This is a genomic window from Pseudomonas sp. I8001, from assembly GCF_013385345.1.
Classification (GTDB): Bacteria; Pseudomonadota; Gammaproteobacteria; order Pseudomonadales; family Pseudomonadaceae; genus Aquipseudomonas.
Map to the genome: position 1 here is coordinate 22,160 of NZ_JACAQC010000020.1, position 24,505 is coordinate 46,664.

Sequence of the window (24,505 nt, forward strand, 5' to 3'; positions counted from 1 at the left end):
ACCTAAGTTATTGAATAATAAATGAAAATTAATCGGAATAAGAATGTTTGTGTTCCGCGTCTTGGCGCTAACTGTTTGAATTTCGGGCATAAAAAAACCGGACACTAAGTCCGGTTCTTTAAAACACGCTGATTAAGCGTGTGTAAATTCTGCTGAGTAGGGGATCGCAGCCTGGGCAGTTTGCAGCTGCGTCAGGGTTTCCCGTACCACTTGCTTGGCGAGGCAGGCGCATTTGCCGCATTGGCTGGCAACGCCGGTGGTTTCACGTACTTCCTTGTAGCTGCAGCAACCTTCGTAGATTGCTTCGCGGATTTGTCCGTCGGTGACGCCAGTGCAAAGGCAGACATACATAAGGGAGAACCATCGCGGTTTAAGGCTTAAGTGCGACGGATCTTAATGTTAACGAGAATGATTGTCAAAGTAGTTTCTCAAGCCTTGGTGTTTGCACGCGGCTTCACTGACGAACGGCTTTTTTCCGGTATGATGGTCGGTCTTCACGAAGCGTGATCACGTCACAGGCCTGTCGTTTAGCTGCGGCACACTGGGACGGATCCTTTTACTTCAGTCACCACCATCAGGAGATACCCAATGAGCGTACTCGTCGGCAAACAAGCCCCGGATTTCGACGTACCCGCCGTCCTCGGCAATGGCGAAATCGTAGACAGCTTCAAACTGTCTGAAGCCATCAAAGGCAAATACGGCCTGGTGTTCTTCTACCCGCTGGACTTCACCTTCGTCTGCCCATCGGAGCTGATCGCTCTGGATCACCGCATGGACGATTTCAAGGCGCGTAACGTTGAAGTGGTAGCCGTTTCCATCGACTCCCATTTCACCCACAACGCCTGGCGCAACACCGCCATCAATGATGGCGGCATCGGCAAAGTCAAATACACCATGGCTGCCGACATGAAGCACGACATCGCCAAGGCCTACGACGTTGAGTCCGAAGGCGGCGTGGCTTTCCGTGGCGCGTTCCTGATCGACGACAAGGGCGTTGTGCGCTCGCAGATCATCAACGACCTGCCGCTGGGCCGTAACATGGAAGAGCTGATCCGCCTGGTCGACGCTCTGCAATTCCACGAAGAGCACGGTGAAGTTTGCCCTGCCAACTGGAAAAAAGGCGACAAAGGCATGAACGCTTCGCCAGAAGGCGTTGCGGCTTACCTGACCGAGAACGCTGGCAAGCTGTAAGCCACGTTCGAAGCAAAAAAAACCGGCCTGAGAAGGCCGGTTTTTTTATGTGCGGGATTTGGCTTCAGTCGCCGAAGTCTTCCCAGCCGCCCATCTGTTTCCAACGGTTGACGATGCCGCAGAACAGCTCGGCCGTCTTCTCGGTGTCGTAGCGAGCCGAGTGGGCCTCACGACCGTCGAAGTCGATACCGGCAGCCTGGCAGGCCTTCGCCAGCACGGTCTGGCCATAGGCCAAACCGGCCAGGGTCGCAGTGTCGAAGCTGGAGAACGGGTGAAACGGGTTGCGTTTCATGTCCAGGCGCGCCACGGCGGCGTTGAGGAAGCCCAGGTCGAAGCTGCTGTTGTGGCCCACCAGGATCGCGCGTTTGCAGCCATTGGCCTTCAGGGCCTTGCGTACGCCACGGAAGATGTCGGTCAGCGCCGCTTCTTCACTGACGGCCATGCGCAGTGGGTGATCAAGCTTGATCCCGGTGAACTCCAGGGCCGCCGCTTCGATGTTGGCGCCTTCGAACGGCTCGACGCGGAAGAAGTGGGTGTGTTCCGGGAACACGAAACCCTGTTCATCCATGCCGATGGTCGTGGCGGCGATTTCCAGCAGCGCGTCAGTGGCGCAATTGAAGCCGCCGGTTTCTACGTCGATGACAACCGGCAGGTAGCCACGGAAACGCTCGGCCATCGGGTGACGGGAACCGCCACCACCGCCGCCGTGTTCCTGGTCGTCGTCGTAATGGTCTTCACTCACGGGTGTTCCTCCAGCAGGCGCCAGCGCAGTGTTTCACCGGCGCGCAGCGGGATAACGGTCAGCTCGCCAAACGGCAGGCTGGTGGGGGCGGTCCAGTCTTCACGGACCAGGGTAATGCGGTCGGTATTCGCCGGCAGGCCATAGAAACGTGGGCCGTTGAGGCTGGCGAACCCTTCAAGCTTGTCCAGGGCGTTGCGTTGTTCGAACGCTTCGGCATACAACTCGATCGCCGCATAGGCGGTGTAACACCCGGCACAACCACACGCGGCTTCCTTGGCGTGTTGGGCGTGAGGTGCAGAGTCGGTACCGAGGAAAAATTTCTCGCTGCCACTGGTGGCGGCATCGAGCAGCGCTACCTGGTGCGTGTTGCGCTTGAGAATCGGCAGGCAATAGAAGTGCGGCCGAATCCCGCCCACCAGCATGTGGTTGCGGTTGTACAGCAGGTGATGCGCGGTGATGGTCGCGCCGACGTTGGCCGAAGCCTCGGTGACGAACTGCACGGCATCGGCGGTGGTGATGTGCTCGAACACCACCTTGAGGGTCGGGAACAGCTCGACAACTCGGCGCATGTGCTCGTCGATGAAGATCTTTTCACGATCGAACACATCGACATCGCCACGGGTGACTTCACCGTGGATCAGCAACGGCATGCCCACTTCGGCCATGGCTTCGATGGCCGGCAGGATCTTGTCGATACTGGTGACGCCGGAATCGGAGTTGGTGGTCGCGCCGGCCGGGTACAGCTTGGCGGCGTGCACGAAACCACTGGCTTTGGCCTGGCGAATTTCTTCGGGCTGGGTGCGGTCGGTCAGGTACAGCACCATCAACGGTTCGAAGCGGCTGCCGGCCGGTCGTGCAGCGAGAATGCGCTGGCGATAGGCGTCGGCTTCCGCGGCGTTACGCACCGGAGGTACCAGGTTAGGCATGATGATGGCGCGGCCAAACGTGCGCGCTACATCGGCCACGGTTTGGGGCAACGCAGCACCATCGCGAAGATGAATATGCCAGTCGTCGGGACGCAGCAGGGTCAGGCGGTCGGACATTGGGGATTCCAGGCGGGTCAATCTGGTGGGAATGCTACCGGAAAAGACTCTTGCAGGCACTCGCTATCAAGTTTTGCAGGATGCGACCGATATCCCTGGGTATGCCTTAACGATGTATGACGCCTTGATGTGTTGTAGAAACCAGTGGAGCCTCCCGTGCGCCAGCATTATCTAGCCCTGCTCAGTGTGTTCGCCAGCCTGCCCGCGATGGCCCTCACGTTCCAGACACGTCTGGAGAATATTGAGTGGAAAGTGGAGGGCGATAAATTCGAGTGCCGCTTGACCCAGCCGATCACCGATTTCGGCTCGGGCGAGTTCGTGCGCCGGGCCGGCGAGCAGGCGACGTTTCGCCTGAAAGCCTTTAACGGCTCGTTGGGTGCCGGTTCCGCAACCCTGTTGGCGGCGGCTGCGCCGTGGCAGCCGGGGCGTGGCGATATCAACCTGGGGGTGGTGCGTGTCGGCAGTGGCGATGTGCTGTTCAACAGCTCCCAGGCCCAGGCCGGGCGTTTGTTTACCGGCCTGCTCGAAGGGCGCAGCCCGACGGTGCGCCACTATAGCCGCGACGGCGGTTACTCCGAGATCCGCCTGCTGCCGGCGAAATTCAGCAAGGCCTACAACGACTACCAACTCTGCACCACCAAGCTGCTGCCGATGAATTTCGAGCAGGTCAGACAGACCGAGGTGGGTTTCCCGGGTGGCGGCATCGAACTGGACGCGGCGGCCAGGAAAAAGCTCTCGGTGATTCTCGAATTCATGAAAGCCGACCCGACGGTTAACCACGTCGAGTTGAATGGCCACTCCGACAACAGCGGCAATCGCCTGACCAATCGCGACGTTTCACGGCGTCGTGCATTGGCGGTAATGGACTACTTCAAGGCCAATGGCATCCAGGAATCGCAGATTACCCTGCGCTTTCATGGCGAAAGCTATCCGCTGGCGCCGAACACCAACGCGGCCAACCGGGCGAAAAACCGCCGGGTGAATATTCAGCTCGAACGGGTGGCAGCCCCCGAGAAACCGGCGCCCCAGGCCAAGGCGCCAGGCAACGCTGCCGCCACCTCATAAGGTGCGGCGTTTCGTCGCCCGCTCGACATAATCTGTCGCTTTATCTTCATTTGCTGTCGCGCCTCTGTAATTTCACGGTTTTGGTCGGTAGAATCGACGCCTTTCCGTACAACCCCGTGGAGTGATGGCATGGCCGACGTAAACAAGGTCGTTCTCGCGTATTCCGGCGGCCTGGACACTTCGGTGATCCTCAAGTGGCTGCAGGATACTTATAACTGTGAAGTGGTGACCTTCACCGCTGACCTGGGTCAGGGCGAAGAGGTCGAACCTGCACGTGCCAAGGCGCAAGCCATGGGCGTGAAAGAGATCTACATTGACGACCTGCGCGAAGAGTTCGTCCGCGATTTCGTTTTCCCGATGTTTCGCGCCAACACTGTCTACGAAGGCGAGTACCTGCTGGGTACTTCCATCGCACGTCCGCTGATCGCCAAGCGCCTGATCGAAATCGCCAACGAAACCGGCGCCGACGCCATTTCCCATGGCGCCACCGGCAAGGGCAACGACCAGGTGCGTTTCGAACTGGGCGCCTACGCCTTGAAGCCAGGCGTAAAAGTGATTGCTCCGTGGCGTGAATGGGACCTGTTGTCCCGTGAAAAGCTGATGGACTACGCTGAAAAGCACGCGATCCCGATCGAGCGTCACGGCAAGAAGAAGTCCCCGTACTCGATGGACGCCAACTTGCTGCACATCTCCTATGAAGGCGGCGTGCTGGAAGACACCTGGACCGAGCACGAAGAAGACATGTGGAAATGGACCGTCTCCCCGGAGAACGCTCCTGACAAGGCCCAGTACCTGGAACTGACCTACCGCAACGGCGACATCGTCGCGCTGGACGGCGTCGAAATGACCCCGGCCACCGTGCTGGCGACCTTGAACCGTATCGGTGGCGAACACGGTATCGGCCGCCTCGACATCGTCGAGAACCGTTACGTGGGCATGAAGTCCCGTGGTTGCTACGAAACCCCGGGCGGCACCATCATGCTGCGCGCTCACCGCGCCATTGAGTCCATCACCCTGGACCGTGAAGTGGCTCACCTCAAAGACGAGTTGATGCCCAAGTACGCCAGCCTGATCTACACCGGCTACTGGTGGAGCCCGGAGCGTCTGATGCTGCAACAGATGATCGACGCTTCCCAGGTCCACGTGAACGGCGTTGTGCGCCTGAAGCTGTACAAGGGCAACGTTATCGTGACCGGTCGCAAGTCCGATGAGTCGTTGTTCGACGCCAACATCGCCACTTTTGAAGAAGATGGCGGCGCCTACAACCAGGCAGACGCGGCAGGCTTCATCAAGCTGAACGCGTTGCGCATGCGCATTGCGGCCAACAAAGGTCGCAAGTTGTTCTGAGTGTTGTAAGTTGCAATGAAAAATGGCCCCTCAAGGGGCCATTTTTTTTTGGTTGAAAATACATCCGGAATCATCGGGCGTGCGCCTGTGTTTATTGTTCGCTTCGAAAAAGTTCAGGTACTCCAGGAGATGATCTGGAGTGTTTATATTTTTACGGGGGCAATGTTTATTAATTTCTCTCGATAAGTGATGCATTGTTGAAAGTGAGATTTTTTCTTGTAGGCAGGAACTATGTACTACAGAAAATTCACTCAGAAATGTACCGCGAATATGTCAGATGCTGACATGCCTGTAGGATTTATGGAGCGTTAGTAATTATGTCGAATGGAACTTTTAAAAACCCGGTTTCCCTCCGGGTTCACAGGTCTTCTGACAGCGCACAAGGGGCATTTCCTGAAACTTGTGTACGGCGCGTTTACCCGGGCCCGCGTAATCCTGGGAATTTTCACTCAAAATATGTTTGTGCTCGGAAAGTTCTGAAAGCCCCAACAAAACTGGATAGCTCCGATCTGGCGTTTTTTTGTAGGTTAAATCCTATGTCTTTGTGGGTTAGGTCTCTGCTTGCTGTTGCTTGGGGGGGAGCGCTATGCCAAGCGAGAAACGACTAGGCTATTGTGCTTACTCTTAATAATTCGAACAGCGAAATTGGACTTGCCCATGAATAAAGTGCTGATCGTGGATGATCATCCCGTCATTCGTCTTGCTGTGCGTATGCTAATGGAACGTCATAGTTATGAGGTCGTTGCCGAGACCGATAACGGTGTCGATGCCTTGCAACTTGCGCGCGAGCATATGCCGGACATTGTCATACTGGACATTGGAATTCCCAAACTCGATGGCCTGGAAGTTATATGCCGGCTGTCATCAACCAAACAGGCACATCCCTTCAAGGTGCTGGTGCTGACGTCCCAGGCGCCCGGGCATTTCTCGATGCGGTGCATGCAGGCGGGTGCTGCCGGCTACGTGTGCAAGCAACAGGATCTCACCGAGCTGTTGAGCGCGGTCAAGGCGGTGCTGTGCGGGTACAGCTACTTCCCCAACCAGGCGTTGAACTCGGTGCGCTCCACGATGGGCAACGCCAGCGAAGCGGACATGGTCGAGCGCCTGTCCGGCCGGGAGATGATGGTGTTGCAGCAGTTGGCCCGCGGCAAGACCAACAAGGAGATCGCCGATGGCATGTTCCTGAGCAACAAGACTGTAAGCACCTACAAGACCCGCTTGCTGCTCAAGCTCAACGCCCGCTCGCTGGTGGACTTGATCGAGCTGGCCCAGCGAAACGGCCTGGTGTAGGCCGGCCTCACATTTACATCCAGTCAGAAAAAAGCCTCCGCAAGGGAGGCTTCTGTTTATCGTTGGATCGATTAGAGATCGAAGTCGTAATCGGCCAACTGTTTTTGCAAGCGCCGCTCTTCCAGAAGGTTGTCGATGGTGCGGCGTTTGCTCAAATTGGTCTTGGCCACCTCTACCGGTGCTTCTGCTGCATCATCGTCGGATTCAGCGCCAACAACGTCGTCTTCTACATCCAGTTGTTCTTTGCCAGTGCTCATAAGGTTAACTCCAGGCTAAGACTGCCGTTGGCGCTCCTTATAACGATAATCTCGGGCCTGGTAAAAAAGATTTTTTCAATCGACTCATCGATAAAAGCAATGATGGCTCAATCGTCGGAAGTCTTTTCCTTGTATTCGCACAGGTCTTCGATGCGGCAGCTGCCACAGCGTGGCTTGCGGGCCTGGCAGACATAGCGTCCGTGAAGGATCAACCAGTGATGCGAGTCCAGCAGATACGGCTTGGGCACGAACTTCATCAGCTGTTTTTCCACCTCCACCACATTTTTTCCGCGGGCAATACCGGTTCGGTTGCTGACCCGAAAGATGTGCGTGTCCACCGCCATGGTCAATTGGCGAAATGCCGTATTGAGCACCACATTGGCGGTTTTTCGGCCAACACCCGGAAGGGCTTCCAGGGCTTCGCGCGTTTGCGGTACTTCGCTGCCGTGCAGTTCCACCAGCAGCCGGCATGTCTCGATGACATTCTTCGCCTTGCTGTTGTACAGGCCGATGGTCTTGATGTATTCGGACAACCCCTCAACCCCCAGCGCGTAGATCGCCTCCGGGGTGTTCGCCACCGGATACAACTTGGCGGTGGCCTTGTTGACGCCGACGTCTGTGGACTGGGCCGAGAGAATCACGGCGATCAGCAACTCGAACGGCGAGGAGTAGGCCAGTTCGGTTTTCGGTTCCGGGTTGTCTTCGTGAAGCCGGCGGAAAATTTCCAGGCGTTTTGCGGCGTTCATGGGGCGAGCGGTTCCTTGCGGACAGTCAGTGTGGTTACGAAAAACGGGCCCAATAACCCGAGCAGGATAAACGCGGCGTGCACCGGCAGTACACGCTTCATCACGTGGGGCCGGTGCTCAAGGGGTTCAGGTGCGGGCATCAGCCACCACCAGTGCCGCAAGCGCCTGCTCTGCCGTTTCGAAGTGCTGTTGCAGAATGATCAACTGCGACTGCTGTTCAAAGGTCGGCGGGTGGCCGAAAGCTTTCAGGGATTTGTGCAATTGGGCGCGGCTCATGGCCAGGTTGATCTTGGCCTTCTTCAAGGCGGCGTCCATGGCCGCGGCTTTTTGTGCACGAACCCGCTCAATGGCCGCCTGGACCGGGTTGACCGTGGCCGCAGCTACCGGGGCGGCGCGCTTGGAGCGTGCCTGGCGTTCGGCAAGTTTCTGTTCCTCTTCGCGTTGCAGCCGCGCGTTGCGCTGTTCAAACCGTCGCCGGGCCCGGTTGCGCTTGAGGCTGCGTGCCTCGCGTTCATGATCATTGGAGGCCAGCCCGCCGACAATCGGTACCACGGTGCTCAACGGACGCATTTCGATGCAATCAACCGGGCAGGGTGCTACACACAGGTCGCAACCCGTGCACTCGTCGACAATCACCGTGTGCATCAATTTGGCAGCACCGACGATAGCGTCCACCGGGCAGGCCTGGATGCATTTGGTACAGCCGATGCACTCCGCTTCACGGATAAACGCGATCTGTGCGGGCGCTTCCCCTCGAGATGTGTCCAACTCCAGCACCGGGAGCTTCAACAGCTGCGCCAGGCCTGTAATGGTTTCCTGGCCGCCCGGAGGGCACTTGTTGATCGCCTCGCCTTGGGCAATGCCTTCTGCGTAGGGCTTGCAGCCAGGATGCCCACATTTGCCACACTGGGTTTGCGGCAGCAGGGCGTCGATACGTTGAATCAAGCTCATGGTTTGATCATTGCGTTGGAACCCGGAAAAGCCACAGCCAACAACGGGCCGACAGCAAACAGAATCCGATTATCCGGCAAGCGAGGAGGGGGTACTAGCTGAAACCGCCCCATGGCCGAGACCATGAGGCAGTTAGCCATTGTTACTTGATGCGCTGACCCGGCTTGGCGCCGCTGTCCGGGCTCAACAGGTAGATCTCTTCACCGCCAGGGCCGGCCGCCATCACCATGCCTTCGGAGATACCGAACTTCATTTTCCGCGGCTTGAGGTTGGCGATCATCATGGTCAGGCGACCATCGAGCTTGGATGGGTCCGGATAGGCGCTCTTGATCCCCGAGAACACGTTGCGTTGTTCATCACCGATGTCCAGGGTCAGGCGCAGCAGCTTGTCGGCGCCTTCCACGGCTTCGGCCTTGAGGATCAGGGCAACCCGCAAGTCCACCGCAGCGAAGGCGTCGAAGTCGATTTCCGGCGACAACGGATCTTTCGCCAGTTCGCCATTGCCCGCAGGTGCAGCGTCGCCGGTATCGGTCTTGCTGGCCTCGAGGTCTTCTTTCGATGCGTCGGTCATGGCCTGCACTTTTACCGGGTCGATACGGGTCATCAGCGGCTTGAACTCATTCAACTGATGGTTGCCGAGCAGTGTCGCGTGGTCATTCCAGGTCAGCGGCGGCACATTGAGGAACGCCTCGGCATCGGCTGCCAGCAACGGCAATACCGGCTTGAGGAAGATCACCAACTGACGGAACAGGTTGACGCCCGTGGCGCAGATCGCCTGGACTTCAGCCTGCTTGCCTTCCTGCTTGTTCAGCGACCACGGCGCCTTGTCGGCGATCCAGGCGTTGGCGCGGTCGGCCAGGCCCATGATTTCGCGCATGGCCCGGGCAAAGTCGCGGGCTTCATAGGCATCGGCGATGCTTGGCGCCGCCGCCAGGAATGCATCGGTCAACTCAGGTGCGGCATTTTCAGCCACCAGCACCCCGGCGTTGCCCTTGTGGATAAACCCGGCGCAACGGCTGGCGATGTTGACCACCTTGCCCACCAGGTCCGAGTTGACCTTCTGTACGAAGTCTTCCAGGTTCAGGTCCAGGTCGTCGACACCACGGCCCAGCTTGGAGGCGTAGTAGTAGCGCAGGTATTCCGGCGACAGGTGGTCCAGGTAGGTGCGCGCCTTGATAAAGGTGCCACGGGACTTGGACATCTTCTGGCCGTTGACCGTCAGGTAACCGTGCACGGCAATGCCGGTTGGCTTGCGATAGCCCGAGCCTTCAAGCATTGCAGGCCAGAACAGCGCGTGGAAGTTGACGATGTCCTTGCCGATGAAGTGGTACAGCTCGGCCGTGGAGTCCTTGTTCCAGAACGCGTCGAAGTCCAGCTCCGGCGTGCGGTCGCACAGGTTCTTGAAGCTGGCCATGTAGCCGATCGGCGCGTCCAGCCACACGTAGAAGTACTTGCCTGGCTCGCCCGGGATCTCAAAGCCGAAGTACGGCGCATCGCGGGAGATGTCCCACTGTTGCAGGCCGGCGTCCAGCCATTCGGCAATCTTGTTCGCCACGGCGTCCTGCAGGGTGCCGCTGCGGGTCCAGGTTTGCAGCATCTGCTGGAAATCCGGGAGCTTGAAGAAGAAGTGCTGGGAATCCTTGAGTACCGGGGTGGCGCCGGAGATGGCCGACTTCGGATCCTTCAGGTCGGTGGGCGCGTAAGTGGCGCCGCATTTCTCGCAGTTGTCGCCGTACTGGTCCTCAGTGCCGCATTTCGGGCAGGTGCCCTTGATGAAGCGGTCGGCCAGGAACATTTTCTTTTCCGGGTCGAAATACTGGGTGATCGAACGCGTGGCAATGTGCCCGGCGTCCTTGAGGCGCAGGTAGATCTGGCTCGACAGCTCGCGGTTTTCGTCGGAGTGGGTCGAGTGGAAGTTATCGAAATCCACCAGGAACTCGGCAAAGTCGGCGCTGTGTTCAGCCTGGACGTTGGCGATCAGTTGTTCCGGGGTGATCCCTTCCTTCTCGGCGCGCAACATGATGGCCGAACCGTGGGCGTCGTCCGCGCAGACATAAATGCATTGATTGCCGCGATGCTTCTGGAAGCGCACCCACATATCGGTCTGGATGTACTCAAGCATATGGCCAAGGTGGATGGAACCATTGGCATAGGGCAGGGCGCTGGTGACGAGGATCTTGCGTGGCTCGGACATGGGGCTCGGCTACTTGATGAAACGGAGGTCGGCCACTATAAAGCGCCGGGAAATTTATTTCACCCCGTGCGGCTGTTTCCGGATTTTCCCGCAGGCCGAAAGCGTGCCGCTGGGGCGCTGGAACGGTTAGGATAGCCGCCTGTTTTAGTCAGTCTTTTTTCGGGAGTAGCCCATGAGCGCCGTCAATCGCGCAGCGGTGGAAGCCGTTCTTCGCCAGTACACCGACCCCTACCTGAACCAGGACCCGGTCAGCGCCGGGTGCGTACGCGCCATCGACGTGCAGGGTGACAAGGTTTCGGTCCAGCTTGAGCTGGGCTACGCTGCAGGCCTGTTCAAGAGCGGCTGGGCGCAGATGCTGCAAATGGCCATCGAAGGCCTGGACGGCGTCAGCTCGGCCAGGGTCGACATCCAGTGCGTGATCGCCCCGCACAAGGCCCAGGCGCAGATTCCGGGCCTGGCCAACGTCAAGAACGTGGTGGCCGTGGCTTCCGGCAAGGGCGGCGTGGGCAAATCCACCACCGCCGCCAACCTGGCCCTGGCCCTGGCCCGGGAAGGCGCGCGGGTCGGGATTCTCGACGCCGACATCTATGGCCCGAGCCAGGGCGTGATGTTTGGCATCCCGGAAGGCACCCGGCCGAAGATCAAGGACCAGAAATGGTTCGTGCCGATCGAGTCCCATGGCGTGGAAGTCATGTCCATGGCGTTCCTGACCGACGACAACACACCGATGGTCTGGCGCGGCCCGATGGTATCCGGTGCGTTGCTGCAACTGGTCACCCAGACCGACTGGGGCAACCTGGACTACCTGGTGATCGATATGCCGCCCGGCACCGGCGATATCCAGCTGACCCTGGCGCAGAAAGTGCCGGTGGCCGGCGCGGTGATCGTCACCACACCGCAGGACCTGGCGCTGCTGGATGCCCGCAAGGGTGTGGAGATGTTCCGCAAGGTCAACATCCCGGTGCTGGGCGTCGTGGAAAACATGGCGGTGCACATCTGCTCCAACTGCGGCCACGCCGAGCATCTGTTCGGTGAAGGCGGCGGCGAGAAGCTCGCGACCCAGTACGGCGTTGAACTGCTGGCGTCATTGCCGCTGTCCATGGGGATTCGAGAGCAGGCTGATGGCGGCAAGCCGACGGTGGTTGCCGAGCCCGATGGCCAGATTGCCATGGTCTACCAGGAGCTGGCGCGCCACGTAGGCGCGCGAATCGTCCTGCAGGAAGCCGAGGCCCAGGCAATGCCGACGATTACTGTCAGCGACGACTGATCCACCGGATGGGAAAAAAGCCTCGACCTTGTCGGGGCTTTTTCTTGCCTGATGAACACCAACGAGGCGTTTTTTACTCTTTTACGTAATTGCTGGTGTAAGCATTCACTTACTTTTTCGTAAGCGTTTGGGTTTTTTCATCGACGGGGGCGTCTTGAATTGATTGCCTATATTTCTATCTTATTGAAATATAACGATTATTTATTCGCGTTTGAGCGCTTAAATCGAAAATCCGGCGGGTTGGATCCCGTTGAACTTCCCCGTGAACTCTCTAAGATCAGTCCTGTGTCCACGGATTGACACAGTCATCAAGGAACGATGATTCAGGGAACCTCGCAGGATGCGATTCATCAGGAAGATGAAAAGGAACACAGGGACTAGGGAAAAAATGTGGGCGGGTCATACCGCCCCTTTTTTTTGCCTGTAGAAAAGTGAAACCCGCCCCGCAGAAATGCAAAAAGGCCCGCAAGGGGCCTTTTGGAGGGCATCGACGCTATCAGCGTTCGAGGTCGGCAATCTTGCCTTTTTTGCCATCCCACTCTGCCGCATCCGGCATCGGGTCTTTGCGCTCAGTGATATTCGGCCAGATTTCCGCCAGCTCAACGTTCAACTGAATAAATTCCTGCATCTCTGCCGGGACTTCGTCCTCGGAGAAAATAGCGACGGCCGGGCATTCTGGTTCACACAGGGCGCAGTCAATGCACTCGTCCGGGTGGATGACCAGGAAATTCGGGCCTTCGTAGAAGCAGTCCACCGGACACACTTCTACGCAGTCGGTGTACTTGCACTTGATGCAGTTGTCGGTGACGACGAAGGTCATTTCTAATTTTCTCCTCAGGCGGCGGCAGCGAAACCCTTTGTGGCAGGGCTCGCGAGGTTCGGGAGCGATAGTCTGCAGGCCAGGCTAAAAGCCCGCAGCATCCCAAACCGCGCGAGAGTCTACCAGCTTGCAAGCGTCTGCGTTATATCCGAGTCTTCAGTGCATATAACATTTCGAGCGCTTTTCGCGGCGTCACGTCATCCAGGTCAAGCTTAGCCAACTCATCCAGTACCGGATGAGGCAGGCTGGCGAACATGTCGCTCTGGTGCGGCGCGCTGGGTTTGTTGCTGGCCTTGGCCGGGCTGGCCACGGGAATCTCATGGGGCAGCGCGGTTTCTTCCAGGCGGCTCAGGTGCTCGCGAGCACGGGTAATCACCTCGGCCGGCACCCCCGCCAGTTGCGCCACGGCCAGGCCGTAACTCTGGCTTGCCGGGCCGGGCAGCACGTGGTGCAGGAACACGATGCGCTCGTTGTGCTCGGTGGCATTGAGGTGCACGTTGGCTACCAACGGCTCGTTTTCCGGCAGCACGGTCAGTTCGAAGTAGTGCGTCGCGAACAGCGTATATGCCCGCAGGTGCGCCAAACGCTCGGCCGCCGCCCACGCCAGGGACAGCCCGTCGAAGGTGCTGGTGCCGCGGCCCACTTCGTCCATCAGCACCAGGCTGCGTTCGGTGGCGTTGTGCAGGATGTTGGCGGTTTCGCTCATTTCCACCATAAAGGTCGAACGGCCGCCGGCCAGGTCATCGCTGGAACCGATCCGGGTGAAGATGCGGTCCACCAGTGACAATTCGCAGCTTGCCGCCGGCACGAAGCTGCCGATATGCGCCAGCAGCACGATCAACGCGGTCTGACGCATGTAGGTGGATTTACCGCCCATGTTCGGACCGGTGATCACCAGCATGCGGGTGTCGTCGTCCAGCGACAGGTCGTTGGCGACGAACGGTGTGGTCAACACCTGCTCCACCACCGGGTGGCGACCTTGCACGATGCGCATGCACGGCTCGCTGACAAAGCGCGGGCAGTTCAGGTCAAGGTTCAGGGCACGCTCGGCCAGGTTGCTCAGTACATCCAGCTCGGCCAGGGCGGCTGCGGTGTCCTGCAACGGCGCAAGCTTGTCGATCAGGCTTTCGAGCAAGGCTTCGTAGAGCATTTTCTCCCGGGCCAGGGCGCGGCTTTTGGCCGACAGCGCCTTGTCTTCGAATTCTTTAAGCTCCGGAGTGATAAAGCGCTCGGCACCCTTGAGGGTCTGGCGGCGCTGGTAATCGATCGGCGCCTGCTCGGCCTGCTTGCTTGGCAACTCGATAAAGTAGCCGTGCACGCGGTTGTAGCCGACTTTCAGGTTGGCCAGGCCGGTGCGGGCTTTTTCACGGGCTTCCAGGTCAATCAGGAACTGCCCGGCGTTCTCGCTAAGGGATTGCAGCTCATCCAGCTCGGTGTCGTAACCGGTCTTCAACACGCCACCGTCACGGATGATCGCGGGCGGGTTGTCGATGATGGCTTTTTCCAGCAGCGCCGCCAGCTCCGGGTAGGTGCCGGTGGTGACTGCCAGCTGCTGCAGGTGCGGTGCTTCCAGTTCGGTCATCGCCGTTTGCAGTTGCGGCAGGGCGCCGAGGGCATCGCGCAGGCGTGCCAGGTCGCGAGGCCGCGCGTTACGCAGGCCGATCCGCGCCAGGATCCGCTCGATATCGCCGATTTCCTTGAGCTGCGGTTGCAGCTTTTCAAAGCGGTAGCGGTCGAGCAGGCAGGTAATAGAGGTCTGGCGGGCTTGCAGCACGGTCAAATCCTGCAGCGGGCGGTTCAACCAACGGGTGAGCAAGCGGCTGCCCATGGCGGTCTGGCAACGGTCGACCACCGATTGCAGGGTGTTGTCGCGCCCGCCGGCGAGGTTGGTGTCCAGTTCCAGGTTGCGACGGCTGGCGCCATCCAGCACCACGGTGTCGTCCAGGCGTTCATGACGCAGGCTGCGCAAATGCGGCAGGGCAGTGCGCTGGGTTTCCTTGGCATAGCTGAGCAGGCAACCGGCGGCGCCGATGGCCAGGGTCAGGGTTTCGCAACCGAAGCCCTTGAGGTCTTGCACGGAGAATTGCTGGCACAGGCTTTTCAGCGCCGAATCACGCTCGAAATCCCACGGCGCACGACGCTTGGTCCCACGGCGACGTTCCGCCGGCAGGTCCTTTGGCCAGTCGTCCGGGATCATCAACTCCACCGGGTTGACGCGCTCAAGCTCCGCCAGCAGATTCTCCCAGCCCTTGATCTCCAGCACCGTGAAGTTGCCACTGGTGATATCCAGGACTGCCAGGCCGAACAGGCGTTCGTCCCCCAGTACTGCCGCGATCAGGTTGTCGCGACGCTCATCCAGCAGCGCCTCATCACTCACCGTACCCGGCGTAATGATACGCACCACCTGGCGTTCCACCGGGCCCTTGCTGGTGGCCGGGTCGCCGATCTGCTCACAGATCACCACCGACTCGCCCAGCTTCACCAGCTTGACCAGGTAACCTTCCAACGAATGATATGGAATCCCGCACATCGGAATTGACTGCCCGGCCGACTGCCCGCGCGCGGTCAGGGTGATGTCCAGCAACTTGGCCGCCTTCTTCGCGTCTTCATAGAAGATCTCGTAGAAGTCGCCCATGCGGTAGAACATCAACTGATCAGGGTGCTGGTTTTTCAGGCGCCAGTACTGCTGCATCATCGGGGTGTGGCTGGAGAGGTCGGTCATACGCGGGGTTCAGCTCTTCCTGTCGATTTTTGGCAAGGGTAAATAGGCTAATGGTACATTGATTTTTTATGCATTGTGGGCGGCTATACGATGTTGAATTCTCGCTACGAGCCTTATAAACGATGTGTTTGTCCTATGGCTTACGATGGAAACCAAGACAGATCGGGTTCGGTTGATCAATAAAAAAACCCGACGCTGGGTCGGGTTCTTTATTGCAGTGCCTTAGTAGATGTCAGGCTCGTTTTGCCTCAGCTGCCATCAATACAAGGTTCTGCTGTTTGGTCGCTTCGGTCAGCACTTCGCTGTATACGCGCTTTTTTTGATCAGATTTAGCGTTACGAATAAAGTCGGCAAAGGGGCTTTTTGCACCTTTGGTCAAGCCCAGCTTAATCGAAATCATCATTACGCTCCTGATGGTTGCCCGAGTCTGGCCTCAAGATCGGCCCGCGTGTGTCGCTCAGGAATATGGTAGTCAATTTTTTCGACACCGGCTTTGTACAATCGTCCCGAGTTGTCAATGTGCTTGAGCAGCAAATCCACGTGGATATCGCCGCCGTACTCTAGCTTAAGTGCGTTGACGACGTCACGTGCGGCAAAGTACTGGTCGATGAAATGCTCTTTACGAATCCTTCTTCCTTCTGCTTCTTCGCGAGCTTTGACGAAGTCCCAAGCGAGCCTCGGATCCTGGTAGACGTACAGAATCTGTACGAACCTGCCTTTTCTTAAGGAACGATCCACATTCCGCCTGGCGACATCAATGTTTGAAAATGTTCCGTCAAGGAGGAACGACTGCTGTTGGTCCATCGCAAAATCCAGAATCTTCTCCACCAAAATAGAAACCCCTCTCTGGAATAACCAGGAGTTACCGCCGGTATAGGCAACAAATTCGCTACGAAGCTCATCGGGGTCAATTCGAAGGGTCGGGGTGTCGGCAAAAAGATTCACGAGCGCGATTGATGCCTCGGTTTTTCCTGCACCCGGTGAGCCGGCCATGTAGACCGATACAGGCGCCTCTTCCGGAGGATAGATAGCTTTGTCGGTCAGACGCCTGGCAATCATTTTCTTGTTTGAGCGAGCAAAGCGCAGCGCTTCGTCTGAGACTTCTTGCTCTGAGTGCGTCATGACTTTTCTGATTGGATCTGCAAAGTGCGTCATCAACAAACCCAGCATTTTTCCGATAGGCGCAGGTTAGCATGCGAGGCAGACCACAAATGGTTAGGTAAAAATCTGCAATCAATGCATTAAATATGCAAATAAGCATTTGCCAAGCATCAAAACTGCCTGCACTATCCGCGTTATGCAAAAACGCAACGTTTCTATCGTCTTAAGAGAGCTGCTGGACCGCGACCGGATCTCCCCCACGGAGCTTCACCGGCGTACCGGCGTGCCTCAATCCACACTGTCCCGGATCCTCAGCGGCAAGATCGTTGATCCGTCGGACAAGCACATCTCGCGCATCGCCGATTACTTCCAGGTCAGCACCGATCAGCTGCGCGGGCGCGCAGGGCTGGTGCCGGCGCGGTCGGACGAGCGTGACCCGATGCATTCGGAACTCAAGGACATAAGCCTGTGGGACGACGAAACACCCGTTAATGATGACGAGGTGTCGATCCCCTTTCTGCGCGAGGTTGAATTGGCTGCTGGATCAGGAAGATTCGTCATCGAGGAAAGCGAGAAGGCCAGCCTGCGGTTCGGCAAGCGCAGCCTGCGGCATAACGGTGTGCAGTTCGACCAGGCCAAGTGCGTGACGGTGCGCGGCAACAGTATGTTGCCGGTGCTGCGCGACGGCGCCACCGTAGGTGTCAATGCGGGCAAATGCGGGATTGGTGACATCGTCGATGGCGATCTTTACGCCATCAATCACAACGGCCAGCTACGGGTGAAACAGCTCTATCGCCTGCCTTCCGGGATTCGCCTGCGTAGCTTCAACCGCGATGAACATCCGGACGAGGATTACAGCTTCCAGGAAATCCAGGATGAACAGATCAGCATCCTTGGTCACGTTTTCTGGTGGGGCATGTACGCCCGCTAACCCTTCTGTGTAAGACAAAGCCCGCCAGTGAGCGGGCTTTTTTTCGTCTGCGTAAAACCACCAAACCCTTTGCCTGCGGGGCTACAAATGCATCTGTGCATTTCTTGCGCAAAAATAAATGCATTTGTGCATTGACTGTATATGCATACATGCATATTCTTCATCTCAAGCCAGCCAAGAAGGCCTGGTGGAGGCGGCAAGGATGCTGCCAAGGAAGACAAGGACGTTACGCAACACCGGCAAGGACGCCATCGAAGCGATGGCAAGGATGCCAGGCAATACCGGCAAGGATGCCGACGCTCTTTAGTTTCAAACCGCTTCAAGAACAGGCAGCGATGAACCGGCCTTAACGGTTCAGAGGGTTGGCAACTGGCCCGGGTGTGCAGCGTAAAGCACCAGAAGCAGTTATCCGGCAGACAGGGATCGTGGTCGGAAAAACATTGAGGAAAGAACCGTACCGCGCCAGTAGCGCCGAAAGTTCGAGGACATCATTACTGAAAAGCCCGGGCAACCGGGCTTTTTGGAATGCCTACCTAGAGAACCCATTCAAATTGAAACAAACACCTACAACCGGCGACCTGCCGGTATCACTCATTCCAGGAGGCGTGACATGACAAACGAGCAGCAAGCGTTGGCGGAAATGCCTATCTGGCTGGTCATCGTATTGGCGGTGATTGGCGGGGTTTCCGGAGAAATGTGGCGCGCCGACAAGGAAGGCGCCCGCGGTTGGTCGCTTATGCGGCGCCTGGCCCTGCGTTCGGGGGCCTGCATGGTGTGCGGGGTATCAGCCCTGATGCTGTGCTACGCCGCCGGCATGTCGATCTGGACGGCCGGCGCCATTGGGTGCCTGACCGCCATGGCCGGCGCCGACGTGGCCATCGGCCTTTATGAACGCTGGGCGGCCAAGCGCATCGGCGTCAACGAAGGCCCTGGCCGGGACCCGCAGTAACCGTTGCAAGGACGCTACTTAAATGACACTTATCGAAAAACCCTCCCAATTGCCCCAGGCCATCAGCGAGGCACTGCGCAGGGCGTTTCCGGAACTTAAGGTCGGCACTCATCAGGACTTTCAGGGCGCCGCGAACAACACCGGCGTGTTGATCACGGTCGAAGGCAATGGGCCGGGCCTTCGCTCCCGCGAGGGGCGCAAGGCCCATGCCCTGGGGATTTCACTCAAGGCCATGGTGGCCCCGGGTGCCTTGCCCTTTGATGCCTGCGACCTGGCCAGCCAACTGATGGACCTGGTGCTGGATAACCGCTGGAACCTGCCGCAGGCGCAGTGCGACCTGCCGACCAGCATTGTCGCTGCGCCTTCAATACGCACCAGCGCAGAGACGGACTACGACACCTGGACCGTCACCTTCATCCAAACCCTCTATATCGGGCCGCCGTTGCTCAACGATCCCACAGGCAAGCCGCTTTTTGCCTGCACCTGGGACGTCTCGAACATCGACGACCCCGACCAATACAAGCCGCTGGCGGAGTAGCCCATGTTCGACGCGCTGTTACGCATGCAGCTGGGGCCGATCGTGGAGCGCCTGGCGGAAATGGAAAGCCAGCTCGAAGACCTGTATCGACGCGCCGAAAGTTTCTGCCGAATCGGCGTGTGCCAGGAGGTCGACGCCGCCAGCAATACCTGCAAGGTCAGCCACGGCGAACTGCTCACCCCGGCGATCCGCTTTTTCAACCCCAGCGCCGGAGCGCAGACGGAAACCCGCATCCCGTCAGTAGGCGAGCAATGTTTGCTGCTCAACTACGGCGCCGGGGAGGGCGGGGCGCAATCGGTGGCCTTGTTCGGCTTGAACAGCGACCGCTTTCCACCGGTCTCCAGCGCTTCGACACTGACCCGGCGCCGCCATCAGGACGGTACCCAGAGCGACTACGACGACGCCAGCCATACCTTCAACTGGGTCAATGGCCCCACCACGTTCACAGGTTCCCGCGAACAGGTCGACATCAAGGTCGGCGCCGCCAGCCTCACGATGAGCGCCCAGGGCGTCACGCTGCAAGTCGGCGGCACCAGCCTGTTGCTGGATGCAGGCGGCGCGCACTTCAGCGGCCCGGTGGTGGACCACCAGGGTCGAGTCATCAGCCCCTGACAAGGACATCCCATGATCGGAATCGATAGAAACACCGGGGCGGCGGTCGATGACTGGCTGCAATTTGTGCAGCGCGCTACCCGAGCGCTGACCACGCCCTTGGGCACTCGCCAGAAGCGCCCGCTGTACGGCTCGATGATCCCGCAGCTGCTCGGGCAAAACCTCGGCGATGACCTGCTGATTCTCGCCCAGAGCCATGCCGCCCAGGCGTTCTACAACCCGCAGAACGGCATCGCCGACTTCGAACCGCAAGTCATCGTCGCCAACCGCCAGGGCGCCGGCCTGTTGCTGCGCTTCGCCGGCACCTGGAAAAACCGCAAGCAATCCTTCGAGGTGGTGACATGAGCATGCTGATACCCGGCCAGAACCAGTTGGCTGAGCCAGCGATCATTGCCGTCGATGAGTTCGAACCGTTGCTGGCGGAGTTCAAGGCGTTTGTCGTCGATTACGTCGCCACTCGTGCACCAGAAAATGCCGCCAAGCTGAAGGTCAGCCTGGAGAACGAGAGCGAGTTGCTGACGTTGGCGCTGGAAGCTTTTTGCGTTCGCCTGCAAACCCACGAGCGCAAATACAACGCCCGCATCAAGCAGATGCTGGCGTGGTGGGCCACCGGCAGCAACCTCGATGCGCGCCTGGCGGACATGGGCCTTGAGCGCCAGGTGCTCGACCCTGGTGACCCGGCGGCTTTCCCGCCGGTACCGCCAACATTGGAGAGCGACGATGACGCCCGGTTGCGTTATTACCTCGCGCCTCACGCTCCGGCGGCGGGTTCGCGGATGCAGTATCGCCGGGAGGTTTTCACCCTCGGTGAGCGTCCATCGGTGAAAGTGCAAAGTGCTACGCCGGGTGTGGTGACGGTCACTTATACCTTCGACCCGGACGGCTACGCGGCACGGGTCAAGGATGGTAATGGCCGTCGAACCGCGCCCGGCGAAGTGATGGTCACGGTCCTGTCCAGAGACGGGGATGGCACACCTTCTGCTGATCTGCTTGACGGTGTACGTCGGCATTTCGCCCGGCCTGACGTGCGACCGGAAACGGATCTCGTCACGGTGCAGGCGGCTCAGATCCTGCGCTACAAAATCCGCGTGGTGGCCAAGATCAACGCGGGCCCGGATTCCGGGCTCACTCAAGTCGCCGCGCGGAAACTGCTGCAAGACTACGCAGAGTCCTGTCATCGCCTGGAAGGGCGGGTGGACCCGAGCTGGATCGACTACGCCATCCACTCGGCGGGAGCTGCACAACTGCAAATCCTTGAACCGCTGGAGCCGATCGTCACCACCGCGTTCCAGGCCCCGTATTGCACGGGCGTCGAGGTGGAGGTGCGCACGCTATGAACGAGCCCAAAGGCAGTTTGCTGCCCGCCAACAGTTCGCCGTTGGAGAAGGCGCTGGACCTGGGTTTCGGGCAATTGCTCGATCGGGTGACGCCACCCTTTCCCGCCTTGATGAATCCGCTGCAGACGCCAGTGGAATTCTTACCGTACCTGGCTGCAGATCGTGGTGTTACTGAATGGAGTTCCAGTGCTCCTGAGGCTGAAAAGAGGGGCACGGTGAAGCTCGCTTGGCCGACCGCTCGCCAGTCCGGTACACGTAAAGCGCTGGAAAACGCCGCTACAGGGCTGCAGTTGGTCCCGCAGGTTCGCTCGTGGTACGAGCAAACGCCAATCGGTGCGCCTTACAGTTTTTCGGTGAGAGCGTTCACAAGCCTGGCCTACAGCGAAGAAATGGACGCTCGACTGGACCAGCGATTAGTCGCTGCAAAAAGCGAACGCGACATCCTGTCGGTCTCTGTGGGATTGAGCGCATCTGGTACCCATTCCATCGCTGCCGCGACGGTATGCGGCGAACTTACCATTATCCATCCGATTGTTATCGACGGTCTGAAAGCCGCCGGCAATGCATTCTCTGCCGCGGGGCTTTATAGCGTCGAGACGCTCACTATTTATCCACAGAGGTCCTAAATGGCCGACTTTTATACTCTTCTTACCAATGATGGAATTGCCTACGAAACTGCCTGCAAGGCTGCTGGGCTTCCGATCAAGCTTGCACAAATTTCGGTTGGTGATGGCAACGGCGCTGTCTATAACCCGGATGCGACCGCCAAAGCATTGAAGCGTGAGGTATGGCGGGGGCCATTGAATGCCCTTTTCCAAGACGAGAAAAATCCCAGCTGGCTCCTGGCAGAGGTGACGATTCCGTCAGATGTCGGTGGGTGGTATGTGCGCGAGGCGGGTATCTGGACCGATAGCGGCGTGTTGTACGCCATCGTCAAGTATCCGGAGTCGTTCAAACCCGTACTGGCGACATCTGGGTCGGGCAAAGAGTTTTACATCCGCTCGATTTTCGAAACGAGTAATGCGTCTCTGGTGACATTGCTGATTGATGACACTGTCGTCAAGGCAACTCGGGCATGGGTTGTTGATTATCTCGGCGACGAGCTGGCCAAGCTTGATAGCAAGCAGTCGGTTCGTGTGGCGGCTACGGCAAATATCGTCCTGAGTGGCGCGCAGCAAATCGATGGGGTTGCAGTGATTGCTGGCCAACGCGTACTGGTCGCAGGTCAGACGTTGGCGAAGGACAACGGTATTTATATTGTTGCCAATAGTGCCTGGTCGCGCTCGATGGATGCCAGCTCCAGTCAAAGAGTCACTCCTGGACTTAGCGTAATTGTCGAAGAGGGCACTGCCTATGGAGGCTCTTTGTGGCAGTTGGTCAGCAAAGGGGTTATCGCGTTGGGCTCCACCCCGCTGGTATTCGAGATGCTGGCGGGAAGAAGTGGTGTTCAGGCTGGCACCTACAAAGTTCTGACTGTCGACAAATATGGTCGAACCATAGGCGGCACGAACCCTGGAACGTTGGCTGAGATGGGCATCAGGGATGCCTATACGAAAGATGAAGTTGCGTCGATGTTCGGGAAACTGACGGATGAGTCGAAGTTGCCCGTAAAAGGCGGAACTATGACTGGCGCAATCAGCGCAGAGTTTTCTGGCATGGGAGGGGCCTTTGTCGATTGGCAAAAGCGTATCCCCGCCATCCAGATCAATTGTCCGATCAACTCGTATGGTTACTCTATTTGGAAGGGGACGATGTGGGGGGAACGTCATCTGGCGTCCATGGATGTCTACTCTGGTGGAACGTCTACCTCGCTCCCGGTAGTAGCACTTCATATGGGAGCTGTGCCGAGCGCTTTCCTATTTGAAGGCCAAGGTAACTTGACCATCAAGGGCGCCTACATCGGCGAGGGTGGCCAACTCATTAACCTTAACGCGAGCGCCCTGACGAAGGGGGCGGTACCCGCTGCACGACTGCAAGGTTCCTACAATATTGATGTGTCCGGAAACTCCGGAACAACCTCCCGGCTGGCAACACCACGCCAAATCAATGGTGTGCCATTCGATGGCTCGGCCAACATCGCGATTTCCGACAACTCCAAGTTACCCACCACGGGTGGCTTGATGTCAGGCACCGCCAGCTTTGAACTACCTGACATGGGCGGCGGATTTGTAGCATGGCGAGGCCGCTCGCCAGCTGTGCAGATCAATGCGCCGGCAAACTACTTGGCATACATGGTGTGGCGAGCAACGTGCTGGAATGAGCGACACCTCGCGGCAATGGAGGCCTATTCCGGCGGAACCAGCACCTCGCCGGCACAGGTCGTCACTCATGTGGGCGGAACGAATAACGCCATGACCCTTACCGAAGGGGGGCATTTGTCGATCTCAGGCATCTACAGCGGCAACGCCGCCGGCCTGACAAACCTGCCGCCGGCCACAGCCGACGTGCCGGGAGCCGTGCTTAAAAATACGGCCTCACTTGGGCCCAATGGTTGGTGGAAGTGTGCCCAGACGGGAATGATCAAGCAGTGGGGAATTACCTTGGGCGCTTCGGATACCGTCACCCATCGCAGTTTTCCTATCGCGTTCCCCAATCGGTGTGCATCGCTTGTTGCAAGCCGGACGAGTCTCTTTTACTCCGATGCCGCAACGGGCACTAATACCTTGATCGTCAGCAATACGCAGTTTTCGGTTATTTCCGGCCCGTTCAACTCACCTGATGATATTTACTGGGAGGCCACAGGCTACTGACTATGACGATTTTCTTTCATGCCCAAACATTAGGTTTTTACGATACCCGAGCCCATGGCGAGCGGACACTTCGGATCCCCGATCCGACGTGGGAAAGGCCTATGGTCAACATTCCGGATCCCGCTTGGGAAGTTGATCCCAACGCCCCTGAAGCGCAACGGCCTACCGTTGGCATTGCAGATGTCACGGCAGAACCACCCTTGATTGAAGTGGCAAATCCGGACTGCTGCCTGCCGCTCGCAGGAGAGCTGCGGGAAGTCAGTCTTGAAGAGTACCAAGCACTTTTCGCAGCTCAAGCCTCTGGCAAAGTGATCGGGGCCGATGGTAATCGCCCCATTATTTTGGAACCGCCCGAATTGACGTGGGAACAGCGCAAGCTTGAGTGTGTTGCGGTAGTTCAGGCGTTTCTGGATCAGACGGCCAAGTCCGCAGGATATGACGATATCAAGAATGCGATTAGCTATGCCGATGAGCCGGCAGTACCGCGCTTTCAGGCTCAGGGCCAGGCCTTCCGTTCCTGGCGGTCGCTGTGCTGGGCTTACTGCTATGAGCAGTTTGATGCCGTCGAGCAGGAGACGCGCGAGGTGTTCAGTCCGCAAGATCTCGTTTCTGAATTACCACAACTAGCACTTCCTTAAAAAGAGCGTTAGCA

The 24,505-nt window shown here is 58.4% G+C and carries 24 protein-coding genes and 1 pseudogene; 14 read left to right on the plus strand and 11 right to left on the minus strand.

All coding sequences use genetic code 11. The annotated features are described in order from the left end of the window. Positions 1–132: 132 nt before the first annotated feature. A complete protein-coding gene (locus tag HX839_RS15240; RefSeq protein ID WP_003208706.1) occupies positions 133–351 on the minus strand; it encodes a bacterioferritin-associated ferredoxin in 219 nt (72 codons plus the stop codon). 237 nt (positions 352–588) lie between these two features. On the opposite strand from HX839_RS15240, the gene HX839_RS15245 reads away from it, so the two are divergent. Continuing rightward, a complete protein-coding gene (locus HX839_RS15245; protein ID WP_003172097.1) occupies positions 589–1,191 on the plus strand; it encodes a peroxiredoxin in 603 nt (200 codons plus the stop codon). Positions 1,192–1,255: 64 nt separating this feature from the next. Here the strand turns inward: HX839_RS15245 and rnt are convergent, their stop codons facing one another. Together rnt and pyrC are read right to left on the minus strand one after the other, a co-directional pair. Continuing rightward, a complete protein-coding gene (gene rnt, locus HX839_RS15250; RefSeq protein WP_003208704.1) occupies positions 1,256–1,933 on the minus strand; it encodes a ribonuclease T in 678 nt (225 codons plus the stop codon). Next, entirely contained in the window at positions 1,930–2,976 is a 1,047-nt protein-coding gene (pyrC, locus tag HX839_RS15255; RefSeq protein WP_003208703.1) for a dihydroorotase, read from the minus strand. The genes rnt and pyrC overlap by 4 nt, the downstream gene beginning before the upstream one ends. A 156-nt stretch (positions 2,977–3,132) precedes the next feature. Between pyrC and HX839_RS15260 the strand changes: the two genes are divergently transcribed. The 3 genes from HX839_RS15260 to HX839_RS15270 all read left to right on the plus strand — a co-directional run bounded on the left by HX839_RS15260 (position 3,133) and on the right by HX839_RS15270 (position 6,678). Further along, on the plus strand, positions 3,133–4,041 hold the full coding sequence (locus tag HX839_RS15260) for an OmpA family protein (RefSeq protein ID WP_177067271.1): 909 nt from the start codon (positions 3,133–3,135) through the stop codon (positions 4,039–4,041). A gap of 129 nt (positions 4,042–4,170) precedes the next feature. Beyond that, positions 4,171–5,388: an argininosuccinate synthase gene (locus tag HX839_RS15265; RefSeq protein WP_003208700.1), complete on the plus strand. Its 1,218-nt coding sequence runs from the start codon at positions 4,171–4,173 to the stop codon at positions 5,386–5,388. A gap of 657 nt (positions 5,389–6,045) precedes the next feature. Continuing rightward, positions 6,046–6,678: a response regulator transcription factor gene (locus HX839_RS15270; RefSeq protein ID WP_003208698.1), complete on the plus strand. Its 633-nt coding sequence runs from the start codon at positions 6,046–6,048 to the stop codon at positions 6,676–6,678. Positions 6,679–6,749: 71 nt separating this feature from the next. On the opposite strand, the gene HX839_RS15275 is transcribed toward HX839_RS15270, so the two are convergent. The 4 genes and pseudogenes from HX839_RS15275 to metG all read right to left on the minus strand — a co-directional run bounded on the left by HX839_RS15275 (position 6,750) and on the right by metG (position 10,826). Then, on the minus strand, positions 6,750–6,935 hold the full coding sequence (locus tag HX839_RS15275) for a PA3496 family putative envelope integrity protein (RefSeq protein ID WP_003208696.1): 186 nt from the start codon (positions 6,933–6,935) through the stop codon (positions 6,750–6,752). 107 nt (positions 6,936–7,042) lie between these two features. Continuing rightward, complete coding sequence (gene nth, locus HX839_RS15280; protein WP_010170146.1) at positions 7,043–7,681, minus strand: endonuclease III; 639 nt, start codon at positions 7,679–7,681, stop codon at positions 7,043–7,045. Positions 7,682–7,831: 150 nt separating this feature from the next. After that, positions 7,832–8,653, minus strand: a pseudogene (gene rsxB / locus HX839_RS15285) (electron transport complex subunit RsxB); the annotation flags it as partial. Between the two features lie 121 nt (positions 8,654–8,774). Beyond that, on the minus strand, positions 8,775–10,826 hold the full coding sequence (gene metG, locus HX839_RS15290) for a methionine--tRNA ligase (RefSeq protein ID WP_003208690.1): 2,052 nt from the start codon (positions 10,824–10,826) through the stop codon (positions 8,775–8,777). A gap of 172 nt (positions 10,827–10,998) precedes the next feature. Between metG and apbC the strand changes: the two genes are divergently transcribed. After that, positions 10,999–12,093: an iron-sulfur cluster carrier protein ApbC gene (apbC, locus tag HX839_RS15295; protein WP_087695282.1), complete on the plus strand. Its 1,095-nt coding sequence runs from the start codon at positions 10,999–11,001 to the stop codon at positions 12,091–12,093. 496 nt (positions 12,094–12,589) lie between these two features. On the opposite strand, the gene fdxA is transcribed toward apbC, so the two are convergent. The 4 genes from fdxA to HX839_RS15315 form a co-directional block, all read right to left on the minus strand. Further along, positions 12,590–12,913: a ferredoxin FdxA gene (gene fdxA, locus HX839_RS15300; RefSeq protein WP_003208688.1), complete on the minus strand. Its 324-nt coding sequence runs from the start codon at positions 12,911–12,913 to the stop codon at positions 12,590–12,592. Positions 12,914–13,055: 142 nt separating this feature from the next. Further along, positions 13,056–15,635, minus strand: a complete 2,580-nt coding sequence (gene mutS / locus HX839_RS15305; RefSeq protein ID WP_177067272.1) for a DNA mismatch repair protein MutS — start codon at positions 15,633–15,635, stop codon at positions 13,056–13,058. A 232-nt stretch (positions 15,636–15,867) separates the two neighbouring features. Next, on the minus strand, positions 15,868–16,038 hold the full coding sequence (locus HX839_RS15310) for a hypothetical protein (protein ID WP_003208685.1): 171 nt from the start codon (positions 16,036–16,038) through the stop codon (positions 15,868–15,870). Next, the gene (locus HX839_RS15315; protein WP_256344715.1) at positions 16,038–16,790 is read right to left on the minus strand and encodes a zeta toxin family protein; all 753 of its coding nucleotides are present in this window, start codon (positions 16,788–16,790) and stop codon (positions 16,038–16,040) included. Before HX839_RS15315 ends, HX839_RS15310 begins: the two co-directional genes overlap by 1 nt. Positions 16,791–16,932: 142 nt before the next feature. Here HX839_RS15315 and HX839_RS15320 point away from each other — a divergent pair, with 142 nt between their 5' ends. The 9 genes from HX839_RS15320 (at position 16,933) to HX839_RS15360 (ending at position 24,491) form a co-directional block, all read left to right on the plus strand. Beyond that, positions 16,933–17,667 (plus strand): XRE family transcriptional regulator, encoded by a 735-nt coding sequence (locus tag HX839_RS15320; RefSeq protein ID WP_023659216.1) that lies wholly within the window; start codon positions 16,933–16,935, stop codon positions 17,665–17,667. 610 nt (positions 17,668–18,277) lie between these two features. Further along, positions 18,278–18,616 carry a phage holin family protein gene (locus HX839_RS15325; protein WP_003208680.1) on the plus strand — a complete coding sequence of 113 codons (339 nt, stop codon included), beginning with the start codon at positions 18,278–18,280 and terminating at the stop codon, positions 18,614–18,616. A gap of 22 nt (positions 18,617–18,638) precedes the next feature. Continuing rightward, positions 18,639–19,154: a hypothetical protein gene (locus tag HX839_RS15330; protein ID WP_177067273.1), complete on the plus strand. Its 516-nt coding sequence runs from the start codon at positions 18,639–18,641 to the stop codon at positions 19,152–19,154. A gap of 3 nt (positions 19,155–19,157) precedes the next feature. Continuing rightward, on the plus strand, positions 19,158–19,766 hold the full coding sequence (locus tag HX839_RS15335; protein ID WP_003208676.1) for a phage baseplate assembly protein V: 609 nt from the start codon (positions 19,158–19,160) through the stop codon (positions 19,764–19,766). A gap of 12 nt (positions 19,767–19,778) precedes the next feature. Beyond that, the gene (locus HX839_RS15340; RefSeq protein WP_003208675.1) at positions 19,779–20,111 is read left to right on the plus strand and encodes a phage baseplate protein; all 333 of its coding nucleotides are present in this window, start codon (positions 19,779–19,781) and stop codon (positions 20,109–20,111) included. Next, positions 20,108–21,103, plus strand: coding sequence for a baseplate J/gp47 family protein (locus HX839_RS15345; protein WP_177067274.1), 996 nt, complete (start codon positions 20,108–20,110; stop codon positions 21,101–21,103). The genes HX839_RS15340 and HX839_RS15345 overlap by 4 nt, the downstream gene beginning before the upstream one ends. Beyond that, positions 21,100–21,729, plus strand: coding sequence for a phage tail protein I (locus tag HX839_RS15350; RefSeq protein WP_177067275.1), 630 nt, complete (start codon positions 21,100–21,102; stop codon positions 21,727–21,729). The genes HX839_RS15345 and HX839_RS15350 overlap by 4 nt, the downstream gene beginning before the upstream one ends. Beyond that, entirely contained in the window at positions 21,730–23,853 is a 2,124-nt protein-coding gene (locus HX839_RS31585; protein WP_008433537.1) for a phage tail protein, read from the plus strand. Between the two features lie 2 nt (positions 23,854–23,855). Continuing rightward, a complete protein-coding gene (locus HX839_RS15360; protein ID WP_177067276.1) occupies positions 23,856–24,491 on the plus strand; it encodes a hypothetical protein in 636 nt (211 codons plus the stop codon). The last annotated feature ends 14 nt before the right edge of the window (positions 24,492–24,505 follow it).

What these genes read in the sequence shown, in the direction of transcription:
- HX839_RS15240 (WP_003208706.1), bottom strand. Translation starts at nt 351, where the DNA reads ATGTATGTCTGCCTTTGCACTGGCGTCACCGACGGACAAATCCGCGAA.
- HX839_RS15245 (WP_003172097.1), top strand. Translation starts at nt 589, where the DNA reads ATGAGCGTACTCGTCGGCAAACAAGCCCCGGATTTCGACGTACCCGCC.
- pyrC (WP_003208703.1), bottom strand. Translation starts at nt 2,976, where the DNA reads ATGTCCGACCGCCTGACCCTGCTGCGTCCCGACGACTGGCATATTCAT.
- HX839_RS15265 (WP_003208700.1), top strand. Translation starts at nt 4,171, where the DNA reads ATGGCCGACGTAAACAAGGTCGTTCTCGCGTATTCCGGCGGCCTGGAC.
- HX839_RS15270 (WP_003208698.1), top strand. Translation starts at nt 6,046, where the DNA reads ATGAATAAAGTGCTGATCGTGGATGATCATCCCGTCATTCGTCTTGCT.
- HX839_RS15275 (WP_003208696.1), bottom strand. Translation starts at nt 6,935, where the DNA reads ATGAGCACTGGCAAAGAACAACTGGATGTAGAAGACGACGTTGTTGGC.
- nth (WP_010170146.1), bottom strand. Translation starts at nt 7,681, where the DNA reads ATGAACGCCGCAAAACGCCTGGAAATTTTCCGCCGGCTTCACGAAGAC.
- metG (WP_003208690.1), bottom strand. Translation starts at nt 10,826, where the DNA reads ATGTCCGAGCCACGCAAGATCCTCGTCACCAGCGCCCTGCCCTATGCC.
- apbC (WP_087695282.1), top strand. Translation starts at nt 10,999, where the DNA reads ATGAGCGCCGTCAATCGCGCAGCGGTGGAAGCCGTTCTTCGCCAGTAC.
- fdxA (WP_003208688.1), bottom strand. Translation starts at nt 12,913, where the DNA reads ATGACCTTCGTCGTCACCGACAACTGCATCAAGTGCAAGTACACCGAC.
- mutS (WP_177067272.1), bottom strand. Translation starts at nt 15,635, where the DNA reads ATGACCGACCTCTCCAGCCACACCCCGATGATGCAGCAGTACTGGCGC.
- HX839_RS15310 (WP_003208685.1), bottom strand. Translation starts at nt 16,038, where the DNA reads ATGATGATTTCGATTAAGCTGGGCTTGACCAAAGGTGCAAAAAGCCCC.
- HX839_RS15315 (WP_256344715.1), bottom strand. Translation starts at nt 16,790, where the DNA reads ATGACGCACTTTGCAGATCCAATCAGAAAAGTCATGACGCACTCAGAG.
- HX839_RS15320 (WP_023659216.1), top strand. Translation starts at nt 16,933, where the DNA reads ATGCAAAAACGCAACGTTTCTATCGTCTTAAGAGAGCTGCTGGACCGC.
- HX839_RS15325 (WP_003208680.1), top strand. Translation starts at nt 18,278, where the DNA reads ATGACAAACGAGCAGCAAGCGTTGGCGGAAATGCCTATCTGGCTGGTC.
- HX839_RS15330 (WP_177067273.1), top strand. Translation starts at nt 18,639, where the DNA reads ATGACACTTATCGAAAAACCCTCCCAATTGCCCCAGGCCATCAGCGAG.
- HX839_RS15335 (WP_003208676.1), top strand. Translation starts at nt 19,158, where the DNA reads ATGTTCGACGCGCTGTTACGCATGCAGCTGGGGCCGATCGTGGAGCGC.
- HX839_RS15340 (WP_003208675.1), top strand. Translation starts at nt 19,779, where the DNA reads ATGATCGGAATCGATAGAAACACCGGGGCGGCGGTCGATGACTGGCTG.
- HX839_RS15345 (WP_177067274.1), top strand. Translation starts at nt 20,108, where the DNA reads ATGAGCATGCTGATACCCGGCCAGAACCAGTTGGCTGAGCCAGCGATC.
- HX839_RS15350 (WP_177067275.1), top strand. Translation starts at nt 21,100, where the DNA reads ATGAACGAGCCCAAAGGCAGTTTGCTGCCCGCCAACAGTTCGCCGTTG.
- HX839_RS31585 (WP_008433537.1), top strand. Translation starts at nt 21,730, where the DNA reads ATGGCCGACTTTTATACTCTTCTTACCAATGATGGAATTGCCTACGAA.
- HX839_RS15360 (WP_177067276.1), top strand. Translation starts at nt 23,856, where the DNA reads ATGACGATTTTCTTTCATGCCCAAACATTAGGTTTTTACGATACCCGA.